We start from the raw sequence: 14,004 nt of genomic DNA on the forward strand, positions 1-14,004 counted from the left end.
GACATGACCTGAAGATTCCCCGAACACCTGTCGCCCCACCTGAGGAGTTTTCCAATGCCCACCGTGAATCGCAGACTTTTCCTCGTCACCGGACTCGCCGGCGCCGCGGCCGGCGGCGCGCTGGCCGTTCCCGGACTCGCCGCGGCCGGCGCGGGCACCGCCGCCCTGCGCTACCCGTTCCACCTCGGAGTCGCGTCCGGCGACCCGCGCCCCGACCGCGTTGTGCTCTGGACCAGGCTGGCCCAGGCCCCGCTCGACCTCGACGGCGGAATGGGCACGCAGAACGTGCCGGTGGAATGGCAGCTCGCCACCGACGAGGCGTTCACCGACATCGTCGCGTCGGGCACGGAGACGGCCATTGCAACCGAGGGGCACAGCGTGCACGCCGAGCCGACCGGGTTGACCCCTGGGGCGCGATACTTCTACCGGTTCAGGACCGGCGCGCACGTCTCCTCGGTCGGCCGCACCAGGACCGCCCCCGCGGAAGGCAGCACTCCCGCGAAGCTCAAGTTCGCCTTCGCCTCCTGTGCCCACTTCGAAGAGGGCTGGTACCACGCGTTCCGGCACCTCGCCCAGGGCGATCCGGACGTCGTGCTCTTCCTCGGCGACTATATGTACGAGAACAACTCCGGCCACAGCGACGTCGTGCGGGGATATCTCGACCTCGACGAGGTCGACAAGCTGGACGAGCACCGGCTGCGGTACGCACAGCACAAACTCGACCCGGATCTGCAACGGGCCCATGCCGCGGCACCGTGGCTCGCGGTGTTCGACGACCACGAGCTGGAGAACAACTGGTGGGGCGTGAACTTCGACCAGCAGTACCGCAAGCAGAACGCGTTCCAGGCGTTCTGGGAGAACATGCCGCTGCCCCGCTCGATGAAGCCGGTCAACTCCGCGATTCCGCTGTACCGCACCATCACCTGGGGCACGCTCGCCCGCTTCCACATGATGGACACCCGCCAGTACCGGTGGAAGCAGGCGCCGAACAACAACAACACCAACTGCACCGAACTGCGGCGCACCGACCGCACCCTGACCGGCGCGACACAGGAGCGATGGCTGCTGGATTCCCTGACGTCGCGCACCTCCGGCTGGGACTTCCTCGGCCAGCAGGTGTTCTTCGCCCAGCGTGACGGCGACGGCAAGGGCAGCACCTGCGACGTCAGCGAGGACGCCTGGGACGGCTACCCCGCCAACCGGGACCGGATCGTGCAGGGCTGGATCGACCGCAAGGTCCGCAACCCGGTGGTACTGACCGGCGATGTGCACCGGCACTGGGCCTGTGACCTGCGCAAGAACTACAACGACCACAGCGCGCCCCTCGTGGGCACCGAACTGGTCACCACGTCGATCACCTCACGGGGCAGCACAACTCCACCCGCATACCCGGAACGCAATCCGCACGTGCACTACGTCGGGCACCAGCGGGGTTTCGTCCGCGCCACAGTGACGCCGCAACAGCTGACCGCCGAGTTCATGGGGGTGTCCTCGGTGCTGGTGCGCGATCCCGCGAAGTCGACCCTGTCCGTGGTGAAACGGTTCCACGTGGAGGACGGCAGGCCGGGTCTGCGGCCGGGCTGAGCCGACGGCGCGGTCAGCAGAAGAGCGGGAACCAGCAGTCGTCCCTTGGCCGAGTGGTCGTGGTGGCCGGTGGAGGCTGGGTGCTGGACCGCGTCTCGGACGGGTCATCCGTCGGGTCCGGCCGATCGTCGCGCGCACTGCTGGACCCGCCGGTCGGCGCTGGTGGATCGGAAGTGCGCACCACCGAACTCGTCGCATCGGACGGCGTCGACGACTCACTCGAGTCGTCGGCACCGTCCTCGGCGGAAGACTCCTCGGAGGAGGCGCGGTCATCCACCGACGTCGTGTCCGCGATCGTTGCGGTGACGGTCGCGGCGCCGGGAAGACCACCACCGGTCGGCGTTCCCGGCACTCCGATGACGTTGGTTTCCTCCGGCCACAGCGCCTGGGGCTCCTCGTTCGGCGCGGGCCGGACGAGGACGGCCGCGACACCGCACCCGAGCACGACCGCCCCCATGACAGCGAGGACACGGAGGCGGGAGCCCGGCTTGGGCGGGGCGTGTTCGTCCCAGCCCTCACGTTCGAGGAGCTGGGCCACGGACACCTCGTCGTCCACCAGGGGCCCCTTCACTCGCCGGTGCGATAGGGGGCATTTCTACCGCAATGTCATTGATGGTTTGCCAACAACCCCAGGAATGGGCCGAAGGCGTGTTCGCGTGAACACGGGCGGTGACTAAATCCTCTCTTTGCCGCGGCTCGAATTCCGCTACGGTGAGCGGCCTGGAGGTGCGCAATGCCGCTGCTGTCGAATCGCCGTCCGCGGGCGATTGTCGGTCTGGTACTGGGTTTGGTCCTTGCCGGTGGTGGCGTTGTCGCCGCGCCGGCCTCGGCTTATCCCGCCACACAAGGTGATCGGACACCGGGAGACGAGCCGCTGCCCGGCTACACCGTGCACAACCCGCCACTACCGCCCGCCGAGGTCGGTGGCGAACCGGCGACGGTGTTGCAGGGAATCCACGAGCACGCCGCCTACACCATGGAGGTGCCGCCGGACTGGAACGGCGAACTGGCGATGTGGGCACACGGATACCGCGGCAACAGCACGGTGCTGACGGTGGACCCGCCCGCTCACGGGCTGCGACAGCGGTTGCTCGACCAGGGTTTCGCCTGGGCCGCCTCGTCGTACTACGCCAACGGTTACGACGTCCGGGCCGGTGTCACGAGCACTCGGGACCTCGCACAGCACTTCCGCGACCTCGTCGGCAAGCCGAAGCGGGTGTTCGTGGCCGGAATGTCCATGGGCGGCCACGTGATCGGGCGATCGCTGGAGCAGTACCCCGGTTTCTACGACGGCGCGCTGCCGATGTGCGGCGTACTCGGGGACCACGAACTCTTCGACTACCTGCTCGACTACCAACTGGTGGCCCAGGACCTGGCCGACGTACCCGCCTATCCGGTTCCCGAGGACTATCTCGAGACCGCGGTGCCACTGATCCAGGAGAAGCTGGGCATGACCGAGCTCGCTCCCGGCGGTCCGGACACACTCAACGAACTCGGCGCGCAGTTCCGCGCCATCACAGTGGAACGCACGGGCGGCCCCCGGCCCGGCGACGCCGCGTCGTTCGCCTTCTGGAAGGACTTTCTCTTCGGTCTCAGCGTGCCCTCCGGTCTCGAAGGGCTCGCGGCAAACCCCGGTGACGTGGCGACCAACATCGGCACGCGGTACGAGCCGAACACCCCGGTCAACGTCAACGCCTCGGTGCAGCGGGTGTTTCCGGAGAACGTCCGTGCCAGGTACTCGCCGCTGCTGACCGAGGTGCCGCGCATCGCAGGCAGGCCCACCGCACCCGTGCTCTCGCTGCACGGCCTCGGCGACCTGTTCGTGCCGTTCTCGATGGAGCAGGCATATCGCGAGGACGCGAGCAAGCACCACCGGACGCGGCTACTCGTCCAGCGCGCGATCCGCACGGTGAACCACTGCGAGTTCTCACCTTCGGAGGTGGGGACAGCCTGGGACGACCTCGTTCGGTGGACCGACACCGGCGAGCGGCCCGACGGCGACGTCGTGCACAAGCGCTCGGCGGTCTCGCAGCCGGACTACGGCTGCGAGTTCAGCGACGCGGCCGCATACGACAATCCCGTTCCGGGTAGCACGCGCAGGCTGTTCGCCGCCTGTCCCGCCTGAGCGCGGCGACCGGGTTCAGCGCCCCGCCCTGCTGAGCCCGGTGCTCCCGCCATCCCGGCTGAGCACCACGTCGTCGATCCGCTCGAGAGCTTCGACCCGCCGCGCGGCGGGTACGTCCGCACCCGACTCGCCGCTGAGATCGGTGAGGCGGATCGGCGGGCCGAGGTCGATCAGCGTCGGCACGTACTCGGCGCGTTCCACCGACCAGCCGTCGGCCGAGCGGGCGAAGTGAAACCGTGCGGCGATCCCCTCCTCGGTCACGCCTCTCGGTTCGGAATGCTTGGCGACGCTGTTGCCGAGTCCGTAGGCCACCCACTCGCCGTCGATGCGCTCGATGGGCTGCACGACGTGCGCGTGGTGTCCGAGGATGAGGTCGATCGCGTCGGAACCCAGCAACTCCGCGGCGAGGTCCTGCTGCTCGGCGGTCGGCTCGTGCTGGTACTCCGTTCCCCAGTGCAGACTCGCGATCACCACCTCGGCACCCGCTTCTCGCGTGGCCTCGGCTGCCGCGAGAACGGCCTCCGCGTCCAGCGGGTTGGACATCCAGGGCTTGTCCTCGGGCAGCTCGTACCCGTTGAAGCCGAACGTGTGGGACACCTGCCCGACCTTGACGCCGTTCACGTCGAGCACCAGCGGCGTCTCGGCCTCCTGCTCGGTGCGCGCCGACCCCGTGTGCCGAATACCGGCCTCGTCCAGGGTGTCGAGCGTCCGTACGACGCCTTCCGAGCCCTGGTCGAGGGTGTGGTTGGAGGCCGTGGAGCAGCTGTCGTAGCCGATGTCCGCCAGCGCGTCGGCCACCTGTGGCGGGGCGTTGAAGGAGGGGTAGCCACTGTAGGCGCCGTCCGGCTCCGCCAGCGGCACCTCGAGGTGACAGATCGCCAGGTCCGCGCCGGACACGACGGGCTCGAGGCCGGCGAACAGCGGCCGGTAGTCGAGGCTGCCCTGTCCCGCGTCCTGCTCGGCCTGTTCGGTCAGCGCCGGGTGGATCAGGACGTCCCCCGTGGCCAGGACGCTGAAGGAGTTCGCGGGGCCGGTGCTCTCCGGCGGCGCGGGCGGGGCTGACGACGGAACGGGCCGGGCTTCCTGTTCGGCGGGGTTCGCGGTGCAGGCCGTCAGCACGACCGCGACGCCGAGGACCGCGGGAAGAACTCGCCGCACCTGATCTCCCATCTGCACACCGGTGAGTGACTGCGGACCGACACGATCGGGGCCATCCTGCACCATCGGACTGCCGCGGGTAGCACCGCCACGGGCGTTGCGACGTGGCACCATCGAGGGGTGAGCACGCACCGGGACCGAGACGACGAGGGGCGCGCCCGCAACGCCCGCCCGCGCGACGGCCTCGGCAGGCCGCTGCCCTACGGGGCCGAGGGGGTCGAGCGGCAGCCGGAGGGAATCGAGCGCACCCCCCAGGAAACCGTGCGCGAAGCACAACGCCTGCTCGAGGCGGGCATGCCGTTCCACGCGCACGAGGTGTTCGAGGACGCGTGGAAGACCGGGCCCCCCGAGGAGGAAGGGCTGTGGCGGGGCATGGCTCAGCTCGCGGTCGGTGTGACCCACGCGGCCCGCGGAAATCTCCCGGGCGCCGCGTCGCTGCTGCGCAGGGGCGCGGACAACATCGCACCCTTCCGTGGCGTCGCCCATGAACTGGACATCGACGGCATCCGCCGGTGGGCCGAGGACCTGGCCGCCGATCTGGAGGCGCGCCCCGAGGTGCGGGAGGCCGCATCGCTCGCCCCCCGCCTGCGGGCAGAACGCGACTCGGCCTCCTGATTCCGGCGCCGATCAGGTGTCCCGGCTGACCTGCTGTTCGACTTGGCCGGTGGACCGACCGGGCGGTCGGTCTGTATCTTGGGCACGGGAGGTCCGATGACCGAGAACCGGGATGTCGCCGAGCGGCGGGCGCAGATTCTCGACGCCGCCGCGGCGGTCTTCGGCCGGAAAGGGCTGCACACGGCGGTCATGGCGGACATCGTCGCCGAGTCCGGACTGAGCAAGGGCGGCCTGTACTGGCACTTCAGCAGCAAGGACGACATCGTCGCCGGGCTGCTCCAGCGCTTCTTCGAGGAGCACGTCGGCGCGGTGGAGAGCATCGTGCGTGCGCCGGGCCCGGCCGCTCCCCGGCTTCGCGAACTGGGCAGCAGAGCGGTCACCGACCTCACCGAGTTCGACGGCAGCCGCGACCTCGCGCTGGAGTTCTACGGGCTGGCGGCCCGCAGAACGGACGTCCGCGAACTGCTTCGCACCTACTACCACCGCTACCGCGAACTGATCGCCGCACTGCTCGACCAGGGCAACGAAGCCGGGGAGTTCCGCGTCGCCGACAGCGCGGACACGGCGATGACCGTCATCGCCCAGTTCGAGGGCCTGGCGCTGGTCAGGTCGATCGCGCCCGACTCGGTCGACCTCGCCGCGCAGGTCGAGCACTTCCTGACCACCGTGATCGCCGCTGCCGACACATCCCCGTCGGGGGACGACTGAGAAAGGAACGGCCATGCGCATCCTCGAGCGGAAGCCGCAGCCGAAGGGACTGGCCAAGTTCCTCTTCCGGCTGCCCATCCATCTCTACCGCATCGGGCTCGGCCGCCTGCTCGGTGGCCGTTTCCTGTTGCTGCACCATCGCGGCAGGGTGTCCGGCAAGCCCCGGCAGGTGGTGATCGAGGTGGTGCACCACGACAGCACAGCGGGCTCCTACACGGTCGCCTCGGGATTCGGCGCCAAGGCCGACTGGTACCGCAACGTGCTCGCCGACCCCGAGGTGCGGATCCAGGTCGGCGGCAAGAAGGGTGCCGCCACCGCGGTTCCCCTCGACACGGAGGCGGGCGCCGAGGTAATGGCCGAGTACGCGAGCAGGCACAAGCGGGCGGCGAAGGCGCTGTGCCGGTACATGGGGTTCGAGGTCGACGGCGGCGCGGCCGACTTCCGGGAGGCAGGCAGGCACATCCCCTTCCTCCGCCTGCTGACGCATTGACCTGAGGGACCGGGACGCGGAGAACCCCTGCTCCCCGGCCGGGACCGGGAGAACAGGGGTTCACCGCACCGCAGGACACCGCTAGCGGGAAGGACTCAGTGCAGGGTCAGTGAAGCGTCCGCGTTCAACGGGTTGGGGCAGCCGAAACCACCACTGGACAGCGGAACACTGACGCTGGCCGTGTAGTGCCTGGTCGTTCCGTCGCGCTGACCCTCGACATCGCGGGCCTGGTAGCGGCACTGCATTCCGAACTGCGTCAGCGTGACGTCCAGCAGGTCCACGGTCGCGGTCCCGTTCGCGTCGTCGAAAGTGGCCGTCGGGTCGTTGTTCAGCGTGGCACTGACACCGCCGGAGCAGCTCAGATTGCCGCCGGGGGCGTTGATCGTCGTGCGGTCGACAGTGAGGGTGTTGGGCGGGTTGTCGCTGGTGCTCCCGTCGGTCCAGCTGCAGGTGTCACCGTTGGCGGTGATCGACCCATCGATCTTCGAGTGGTCGGCGAGTGCCGGAACGGTTCCCAGCGCCGCCACGGTGAGCGCGCCGGCGAGAATTCCGATGATCTTCGAGGGCAACCGAGACATCGTCTACCTCCATCTATCGGCGTTACCGACGGGTACACCCGGCGGCACCAGAGAGATAAACATGCGTGTTTCTAAACGTCAACAGTCAGTTCCGGGCAGTGACTGTCCGTTACCAGCTACGTCCTGGCCGTCGGCGTCTCGACGAACGGCGCCAACATGAGCACTCGCGACCGCAGGATGTCGATCTCCGCTCCCCTGGCGAATTCCCGAACCACCACCTGAAAGAAGAGGCCGATGACGAATTCGACATGTGTCCGGCCTGCCGGTGAGCAACGCAGCGGCTGCTCGAACATCGCCACCATCACCGACCTGAAAACACTCAACTTCTCCAGTAGAAGCGGATCGCAAGTTTGTCGCGGAACCACGAAAAGTAACCGAGCCATCTCGGGGCGCGCCGCCATCCAGCTCACCGCGGCTTCTGCCATTTGGAGGAACCGCTCGCGGCAGTCACGCTGGGCCGGGTAAGCCCGTGCGCACGCCCTGCGGCAATCCTCCGCCGCCTCGTCGAGTGCGGCCGCTCCACAGGCGGCAACGCTTGGGTAGTGTGCGAAGAAGGAATTCACCGACATCCCGGCCGCATCGGCGACTGCGGTAGGAGTGAGATCGTGCCACGCCTGGTCGACGAGCTTCGCCCGCAGCGCCGCGCGCAAGCGCAGACACGCCGGGCACTCCTGACGACAGCCCGACGCTGCGGTGGTGTCACACCGACGAGGTGTTCCTGTGTCGGGGGCCACAGTCGTACAGTAACCGTTACTTTACGGTGAGCAAAGAGCGAACCGGAGGCGCAGTGGGGGAACAGGAGCGCGCAGCCCAACAGCTGCCCCCTGGTCGGCACGGACTGCCTCGCGATTACGTCGCGGGGAACCAGCGTGCGCGGATCCTGACCGCGGTACCGCGGGTGGTGGCCGAAACCGGGTACGGGGAGATGACCGTCGAGGCGGTCATCTCCCGCGCCGGCATCTCCCGCCGCACCTTCTACCAGCACTTCAGCAAGAAGGAAGACGCCTTCCTCGCCGCATACGACGCCTTCGCGGCGCTCGTGGTGGAACGGGTCGAGCAGGCACAGCGGTCCTCCGGCACGGAGTTCTCCCAGTTGGCCGAAGCCGCTCTCCGGGCGGTGCTCGAACTGCTCGCCGAACACCCCGCCGAAGCCCACATGCTCATCGTCGAGGTACTCGCGGCAGGACCGAAGGCGATCGAGCGACGCAATGCCTCGCTTCGGCTGATCATCGGCCTCGTCCACGAGACCACCTGCGCCATCGCTGAGGCACAGGGCGCGCCGCCGTCTCCGGAAATCACCGCCGAGACCGTCGTCGGCGGTCTGGTCGAGGTCGTTTACAGCAGGATTCACCGCGGTGAGACGACGCAACTGCCCGAACTCCTGCCCGACCTTGTCTACTGCGCGCTGCTCCCGTACATCGGCCCGACCGCGGCCGCTGTCGAGCACCAACGCCTTGCCGATCAGTACGCGGAGCATTGAGCAAGCCACCACGGCGACAACAGTGGCCACCTGAGCCAGTCTCGGGTTTGTGTTACCTCCGGTAAGTGTTACCTTAAGTCGCAGGTAACAAGACTCTGATGCGCCGACGCATCGAGCGACCCGGAAGGCAACCGAGATGACGCTGTCCCAGGCGCCCGCCGGAGGTGCCGCCGTCGACCAGATCCTGATCGCGATGGCGATGTTCTTCGGGATCTTCCTGCCGGTGGCGATATTCGTCATCCGCGAACGGGGCGGCAAGCGCACGCTCGTCGGCAAACTCGCCGACCTGGTCGCTCGCATGACCGGACTGCCGCGCTGGGCCGGACTGCCGATGGGGACCGCGATGCTCTCCGGCGTCGCCGCGCTGATCGGCGTGTACTGGGATGTGCCGACCCACATGGAACTGGGGCGTGACGAGGGCCCGCTGGCGAACCCCTCGCACTACCCCATCTACTTCGGCCTGATGGGAATCTTCGCCACCGGCGTGCTCAGTGCGGCGCTGGCCAAGGGCAAACTACCCGTCCGCACGTTCCCCATCGGCCCGTACTGGCGTGCCCCGATGGGCAGCATCCTGATCATGGCGACCGGCCTGGTGGCCGTGGTGGGCTTCCCCCTCGACGACGTGTGGCACCGGCTGTTCGGCCAGGACGTGACCGAATGGGGCCCCACCCACGTGCTGATGATCGGCGGCGGGATCACCGTTGTCATCGGCCTGCAACTGCTGCTGGCCGAGGCAAGGCAGGTCGGCGCGACCGGACGCCTCGTCCGCTGGCTGGACCCGATCCTCGCGGGTGCCTGGATGATGGGCGCCTCCGCGTTCCTGATGGAGTTCGACCTCGGCGTGCCACAGTTCCCGATGCTCGCCCAGGTGGTACTGGTCGGGCTGATCGCGGGCTGGACCCTGGTGTACGCCCGGGCCAAGTTCGGCCCCGGCGCCACGCTGATCGTGCTCGCGGTCTTCCTGCTCTCCCGCGTGCTTTACGCCGGCATCCCGTTCGCGCTGGACTTCCACGTCTCGCCGATGCTGCCCTACGTCGCCGAGGCCGCGCTGATCGAGATCGCGGCGCTCGCACTGCGAGGACGGTCGGCGAAGCCGATCTTCGCCGTGGCGTCCGGTGTCCTGATCGGCACCGGCGGCATGGCGGCCGAATGGGCGTTCAGCCAGTGGCTGATGCCCTACCCGTGGCCTGCCGCGATGCTGCCCGCGATCATGCTGTTCGGCACGGCCGCCGGTGTCTCCGGCGCCCTCATCGGACATTGGCAGTACCAGCGCACCGAGGACATCGCCGCCCGCCGCAAACAGGATCCACTCCCGTCCGGCAGCCGAGTGCAACGGCTCCGTGTCCGCCACGCCTTCGGCCTGCTCGGCGCACTGGGCGCGGTCGCGCTCATGGCAGTGGTGGTGCCACCTGAGGATCCGCCGCCAGGTCTGCGTGCCGACATCGCACTGAACCCCAGCGCGGAGACCCTGCCGATCTCCCACGCCTCAAGGGAAGCCGATCCGCAGGACGAGCCGAGGTGGGTGAACGTCACGATCACCATGGACCGCGCCGAGGACATCAGCGCCGCGGAGAACGCGGTCTGGTTCCGGGCACTGGCCTGGCAGGGCGGCGACTTCTTCCACTCCCCGATGCGGCAGACAGGTCCCGGTGTCTACACCACGACCCAGCCGCTGCCGGCCTACGGCGAGTGGAAGAGCGGTATCCGGCTGCACGGCTCGACCGATGCTCTTGTCGACCGGACAATGACGATTCTGCCGATCTACGCGCCCGACGACCCCGAGGCCTCGGCGCCGGAGATCCCCGCCGTGGCGGGACAGCGAGACTTCATCAGCGAGATCTCCTTCCTTCAGCGAGAGCGCAAGGAGGACACTCCGGCCGTGCTCTGGACGGTCGCCTACGTCGCGGTCGGCGGCATTTTCGCCGCGTCGTGGTGCCTGTACGCCTGGCTGTACGCGGCCGCGGCCGCGGGGACCGGAAGGCGCGGCCGCGCCGCACGGCAGACCGCGCCGGAGCCCGTGCTCACGCCTTGATCACCACTCGCACCCGCCGAGGGCCGGACACCGTGATCGGTACCGGTCCGACGTCGGGGCGCGGCACCGTTGCGAAGTACCAGTTGTCCACGCCACCACCGATGATCTCGGCGTAGCGCTCGGCCGCGTCCCGGTTGGCGAACCGGATCTGCTGGCTGTTCAGCTTGTGAGTGATCTTGCAGGCCACGCACCCCTCCTCAGGTCTGGGCCGGCTCCGGTCTTCCCCGCCAGAGCCGGCCCATTCATTAGAACATATGTTCGATCACCTGTCTTCTTGGTGTGGCCGGAACACTCGGGAGTGCTATGCCGAAGCGGGCTTGAGCTGCACACAGCAGTGGTCGGGCAGCGGATCCAGCCGGGCGCGCAAATCGGTGAGGCCGAGACCGTCGAGCAGACCGCCGAGCAGGCTCAGGTTCATGCCGCAGACGAGTTCGGTGTGTTGTTCGGCCAGGCGATGGAACGGGCAGTTGCCGAGCAGCACCCGGCCGTCGGCCGCCCGCGGTTCGAACCCCTGCGCCTCGAGCGCGGCGAACAGGACGTCGTCGGTCGCGTCCTCCCCCTGCGCACGTCCCGCTCGCCCCATCTCCGCACCCACCGCACAGGCCAGCCGGTCGAGTTCGGCGCGCACCGACGCGCCGGACCTGTCCGCCTCCTCGATGGCCATGGCCAGCAGGTGCCCGGCCAGGTCGTAATGACGCTCCGGCAGTGACACCGCAACCTGCCTGGCCGATCGGAAATAGAGCTTCGAAGGGCGGCCCGCGCCCGGCCCGGTACGGCCACTACGCCGCTCGTGCCTGACCTCGAGCAACCCCTCATCGACCAGCTTGTCGAGATGGAAGGCGACGGTGGCGCGCGCGAGCCCGACCGCACCCGCCACGTCGTCGCGGCCCACGGCGGCAGACTGCCGCGCCACGTACTCGTAGAGCCGCCTGCGGGTCGGCTCGTCGAGCGCCGCCACCGCCGCCACGTGCGCACCAAGCCGATCGTCCATGCCCACATTCTAAAACGAACATCGCTTGACGAAACAGGAGCGCTGTTTCTATAGTCAACTAACATTAATTTTAGAAGGAGAAGACATGAGCACCTCGCGTTCGAGCACCGGGCAGGCGCCGGTCGACCGGATCCGCACCGACCCCGGCTACCAGGCGTTCCTGCTGTTGCGCATCGTTTTCACGGTGGCGCCCATCGTCTTCGGGCTGGACAAGTTCGCGGACCTGCTCACGGAATGGCCCCGCTATCTCGCGCCCTGGATCGACGAACTCGTGCCCGGCTCAGCCCAGCAGGCGATGTACGCCGTCGGCGTGGTGGAGATCGCCGCGGGCATCGCGGTCGCCCTCGCGCCGCGGTTCGGCGGCTGGCTCGTCGCGGCCTGGCTCGCCGGGATCATCCTGAACCTGCTGACGATCCCGGGCTTCTACGACATCGCACTGCGGGACTTCGGCCTGCTGGTCGCCGCGGTCGCGCTCGCCCGCCTGTCGATCAGTCACACCTCGTCCCGCCCTCGCCGATCCTGACCCGTAACCCGCGAAGGGAGTGCCGGATGAGCGTTCCGGACATCGAACACGTCGAGCACGCAAGCCCAACGGTGGGCGGAGCCGGAAACCTGCGCATCATGCGGGAGCACACGGAACCCGACCTTGCCGCGGCCGAGCGAGCAGTGGCCGATCTGTTGCGGGCGTTCGGCAAGGATCCCTCCGCTGAGCATCTGGCCGGAACTCCGAGGCGAGTAGCTCTGTCCTACGCGGAGATGCTGCGGTCCCCGGAGTTCCGGTTGACCACCTTTCCCAACGATGAGGGATACGACGAACTGGTGCTGGCCAGGGGAATCCCGGTGCAGTCGCTGTGCGAGCATCACCTGTTGCCGTTCAGCGGTGTGGCTCATATCGGCTACCTGCCGGGTGAGCGAATCCTCGGACTGTCCAAACTTGCTCGTGTGCTGGAACTGTTCGCCCGCGACCTGCAGGTTCAGGAAAGGCTGACCCAGCAGGTGGCCGACTGGCTGCAGCACCACCTGAGGCCACAGGGGGTCGGTGTGGTGATCGAGGCGGAACATCTCTGCATGTCGCTGCGTGGCGTCCGGGCCATGGGCGCACGTACCGTCACGTCGGCGCTCCATGGTTCACTTCGCCGGGACGCCGGTTCCAGACAGGAGTTCTTCGCCCTCACCGGCGGGAAGATCTGACTGCCGGACCACGCTCAGTTCTGGCTCGCGTCGCGGTCGGAGTCTCCGGGTTTTGCCTTGTGCGCCCGCAGGGACCCGGGGTGCGCCTTGGCGGAGGGGTCCTTCTTGGTCTTGACCAGACTCGCGACGGTGACGACGGCCAGCACGACGACGACAACGCCGAGGCTGACCGGCGTGGAGATCTCCGGGACACGCTCGTCGATGTCGACGTGGGCCCAGTGCAGCAGCAGCTTGACACCGATGAACGCCAAGATCAGCGCGAGCCCTGCCGAGAGGTAGACGAGCCGCTCCAGCAACCCCTTGACCAGGAAGAACAACGCTCGGAGACCGAGCAGCGCGAAGGCGTTGGCGGTGAACACGATGTAGGGCTCCTCGGTGACCCCGAAGACCGCGGGGATGGAGTCCAGCGCGAACAGCAGGTCGACGCTGCCGATCGCCAGCAGCACGATGAACAACGGGGTGACCAGCTTGCGGCCCTGCACCTTGGCGACCAGTTTGCCGCCGACGTACTCGTCACTCACGGGCAGGAACTTGCGCGCCGCCTTGACCACAGCGTTGTCCTCGACATCGGGATCCTCGTCGCGGTGCCGGAACAGCTGAACCGCCGTGTAGATCAGCAACAACCCGAAGAGCAGGAACATGAACGAAAACAGCGCCAGCAGCGTCGCGCCGACGGCGATGAAGATCGCGCGCATGATCAGCGCGAGCACGATGCCGAAGGTCAGCACCTTGTGCTGGTGCTCCTCGGGAACAGCGAAGGTCGTCATGATGATGACGAACACGAACAGGTTGTCGACCGAGAGGCTCTTCTCGATGATGTAGCCGGCGAAGTACTCCGTGCCGAAGTCGCCACCATGCTGCATGGTGAACCACACGCCGAATCCGATGGCGACCAGGATGTAGAACACCGACCACGCGGTCGCCTCGCCGAATCCGACTCGATGCGGCCGCACCCAGGCCAGAACAAGATCCACCGCGAGCAGTGCGACGATCAGCCCGATCGTGGCCGCCCACGTCACCATACCGAGGTCCAGCATTCCTGCCTCCGCTCC

Annotated in this window: 16 protein-coding genes; 9 read left to right on the top strand and 7 right to left on the bottom strand. The window is 68.1% G+C overall.

Features of this window, described 5'->3' with window-relative positions:
• Window positions 1–54: 54 nt before the first annotated feature.
• Window positions 55–1,584 (top strand): alkaline phosphatase D family protein, encoded by a 1,530-nt coding sequence (locus tag BM199_RS05625; RefSeq protein ID WP_091670526.1) that lies wholly within the window; start codon window positions 55–57, stop codon window positions 1,582–1,584.
• Window positions 1,585–1,597: 13 nt separating this feature from the next.
• Here BM199_RS05625 and BM199_RS05630 read toward each other — a convergent pair whose 3' ends face one another.
• Entirely contained in the window at window positions 1,598–2,140 is a 543-nt protein-coding gene (locus BM199_RS05630; protein ID WP_143101771.1) for a hypothetical protein, read from the bottom strand.
• Window positions 2,141–2,317: 177 nt separating this feature from the next.
• Between BM199_RS05630 and BM199_RS05635 the strand changes: the two genes are divergently transcribed.
• Window positions 2,318–3,709, top strand: a complete 1,392-nt coding sequence (locus BM199_RS05635) for an alpha/beta hydrolase family protein (RefSeq protein WP_091670531.1) — start codon at window positions 2,318–2,320, stop codon at window positions 3,707–3,709.
• A gap of 15 nt (window positions 3,710–3,724) precedes the next feature.
• Here BM199_RS05635 and BM199_RS05640 read toward each other — a convergent pair whose 3' ends face one another.
• Window positions 3,725–4,879 (bottom strand): CapA family protein, encoded by a 1,155-nt coding sequence (locus tag BM199_RS05640; protein WP_091670948.1) that lies wholly within the window; start codon window positions 4,877–4,879, stop codon window positions 3,725–3,727.
• A gap of 108 nt (window positions 4,880–4,987) precedes the next feature.
• Between BM199_RS05640 and BM199_RS05645 the strand changes: the two genes are divergently transcribed.
• From BM199_RS05645 to BM199_RS05655, 3 genes are all read left to right on the top strand, one after another.
• Window positions 4,988–5,482, top strand: coding sequence for a DUF309 domain-containing protein (locus BM199_RS05645; RefSeq protein ID WP_091670534.1), 495 nt, complete (start codon window positions 4,988–4,990; stop codon window positions 5,480–5,482).
• A gap of 96 nt (window positions 5,483–5,578) precedes the next feature.
• On the top strand, window positions 5,579–6,190 hold the full coding sequence (locus BM199_RS05650; protein ID WP_091670536.1) for a TetR/AcrR family transcriptional regulator: 612 nt from the start codon (window positions 5,579–5,581) through the stop codon (window positions 6,188–6,190).
• Window positions 6,191–6,203: 13 nt separating this feature from the next.
• Entirely contained in the window at window positions 6,204–6,680 is a 477-nt protein-coding gene (locus BM199_RS05655; RefSeq protein WP_091670539.1) for a nitroreductase family deazaflavin-dependent oxidoreductase, read from the top strand.
• Window positions 6,681–6,775: 95 nt separating this feature from the next.
• Here BM199_RS05655 and BM199_RS05660 read toward each other — a convergent pair whose 3' ends face one another.
• Both BM199_RS05660 and BM199_RS33185 read right to left on the bottom strand, forming a co-directional pair.
• Window positions 6,776–7,258 (bottom strand): hypothetical protein, encoded by a 483-nt coding sequence (locus BM199_RS05660; protein ID WP_091670540.1) that lies wholly within the window; start codon window positions 7,256–7,258, stop codon window positions 6,776–6,778.
• A gap of 116 nt (window positions 7,259–7,374) precedes the next feature.
• Window positions 7,375–7,581, bottom strand: coding sequence for a hypothetical protein (locus tag BM199_RS33185; protein WP_143101772.1), 207 nt, complete (start codon window positions 7,579–7,581; stop codon window positions 7,375–7,377).
• A gap of 464 nt (window positions 7,582–8,045) precedes the next feature.
• Between BM199_RS33185 and BM199_RS05670 the strand changes: the two genes are divergently transcribed.
• Both BM199_RS05670 and BM199_RS05675 read left to right on the top strand, forming a co-directional pair.
• Window positions 8,046–8,738: a TetR/AcrR family transcriptional regulator gene (locus BM199_RS05670; RefSeq protein WP_091670545.1), complete on the top strand. Its 693-nt coding sequence runs from the start codon at window positions 8,046–8,048 to the stop codon at window positions 8,736–8,738.
• A gap of 136 nt (window positions 8,739–8,874) precedes the next feature.
• Window positions 8,875–10,770 (top strand): hypothetical protein, encoded by a 1,896-nt coding sequence (locus BM199_RS05675; protein WP_091670548.1) that lies wholly within the window; start codon window positions 8,875–8,877, stop codon window positions 10,768–10,770.
• Here the strand turns inward: BM199_RS05675 and BM199_RS05680 are convergent.
• Both BM199_RS05680 and BM199_RS05685 read right to left on the bottom strand, forming a co-directional pair.
• The gene (locus BM199_RS05680) at window positions 10,760–10,957 is read right to left on the bottom strand and encodes a hypothetical protein (protein WP_091670550.1); all 198 of its coding nucleotides are present in this window, start codon (window positions 10,955–10,957) and stop codon (window positions 10,760–10,762) included. The genes BM199_RS05675 and BM199_RS05680 overlap by 11 nt on opposite strands.
• Window positions 10,958–11,071: 114 nt before the next feature.
• Window positions 11,072–11,761: a helix-turn-helix transcriptional regulator gene (locus BM199_RS05685; RefSeq protein ID WP_091670553.1), complete on the bottom strand. Its 690-nt coding sequence runs from the start codon at window positions 11,759–11,761 to the stop codon at window positions 11,072–11,074.
• 85 nt (window positions 11,762–11,846) lie between these two features.
• Here BM199_RS05685 and BM199_RS05690 point away from each other — a divergent pair, with 85 nt between their 5' ends.
• Both BM199_RS05690 and folE read left to right on the top strand, forming a co-directional pair.
• Window positions 11,847–12,284, top strand: a complete 438-nt coding sequence (locus BM199_RS05690; protein WP_091670555.1) for a DoxX family membrane protein — start codon at window positions 11,847–11,849, stop codon at window positions 12,282–12,284.
• Window positions 12,285–12,382: 98 nt separating this feature from the next.
• Window positions 12,383–12,952 (top strand): GTP cyclohydrolase I FolE, encoded by a 570-nt coding sequence (gene folE, locus BM199_RS05695; protein WP_091670951.1) that lies wholly within the window; start codon window positions 12,383–12,385, stop codon window positions 12,950–12,952.
• A 14-nt stretch (window positions 12,953–12,966) separates the two neighbouring features.
• Here folE and BM199_RS05700 read toward each other — a convergent pair whose 3' ends face one another.
• Window positions 12,967–13,989 carry a TerC/Alx family metal homeostasis membrane protein gene (locus tag BM199_RS05700; protein WP_091670954.1) on the bottom strand — a complete coding sequence of 341 codons (1,023 nt, stop codon included), beginning with the start codon at window positions 13,987–13,989 and terminating at the stop codon, window positions 12,967–12,969.
• Between the last annotated feature and the right edge of the window lie 15 nt (window positions 13,990–14,004).

Origin of the sequence: Amycolatopsis marina, assembly GCF_900111885.1 — a bacterium.
GTDB lineage: Bacteria > Actinomycetota > Actinomycetes > Mycobacteriales > Pseudonocardiaceae > Amycolatopsis > Amycolatopsis marina.

Excerpts from the sequence above, each read along its gene's own strand:
- BM199_RS05655 (WP_091670539.1), top strand. The coding sequence starts at position 6,204 with ATGCGCATCCTCGAGCGGAAGCCGCAGCCGAAGGGACTGGCCAAGTTC.
- BM199_RS05635 (WP_091670531.1), top strand. The coding sequence starts at position 2,318 with ATGCCGCTGCTGTCGAATCGCCGTCCGCGGGCGATTGTCGGTCTGGTA.
- BM199_RS05660 (WP_091670540.1), bottom strand. The coding sequence starts at position 7,258 with ATGTCTCGGTTGCCCTCGAAGATCATCGGAATTCTCGCCGGCGCGCTC.
- BM199_RS05685 (WP_091670553.1), bottom strand. The coding sequence starts at position 11,761 with ATGGACGATCGGCTTGGTGCGCACGTGGCGGCGGTGGCGGCGCTCGAC.
- BM199_RS05700 (WP_091670954.1), bottom strand. The coding sequence starts at position 13,989 with ATGCTGGACCTCGGTATGGTGACGTGGGCGGCCACGATCGGGCTGATC.
- BM199_RS05675 (WP_091670548.1), top strand. The coding sequence starts at position 8,875 with ATGACGCTGTCCCAGGCGCCCGCCGGAGGTGCCGCCGTCGACCAGATC.
- BM199_RS05690 (WP_091670555.1), top strand. The coding sequence starts at position 11,847 with ATGAGCACCTCGCGTTCGAGCACCGGGCAGGCGCCGGTCGACCGGATC.
- BM199_RS05625 (WP_091670526.1), top strand. The coding sequence starts at position 55 with ATGCCCACCGTGAATCGCAGACTTTTCCTCGTCACCGGACTCGCCGGC.
- BM199_RS05640 (WP_091670948.1), bottom strand. The coding sequence starts at position 4,879 with ATGGGAGATCAGGTGCGGCGAGTTCTTCCCGCGGTCCTCGGCGTCGCG.
- folE (WP_091670951.1), top strand. The coding sequence starts at position 12,383 with ATGCGGGAGCACACGGAACCCGACCTTGCCGCGGCCGAGCGAGCAGTG.
- BM199_RS05650 (WP_091670536.1), top strand. The coding sequence starts at position 5,579 with ATGACCGAGAACCGGGATGTCGCCGAGCGGCGGGCGCAGATTCTCGAC.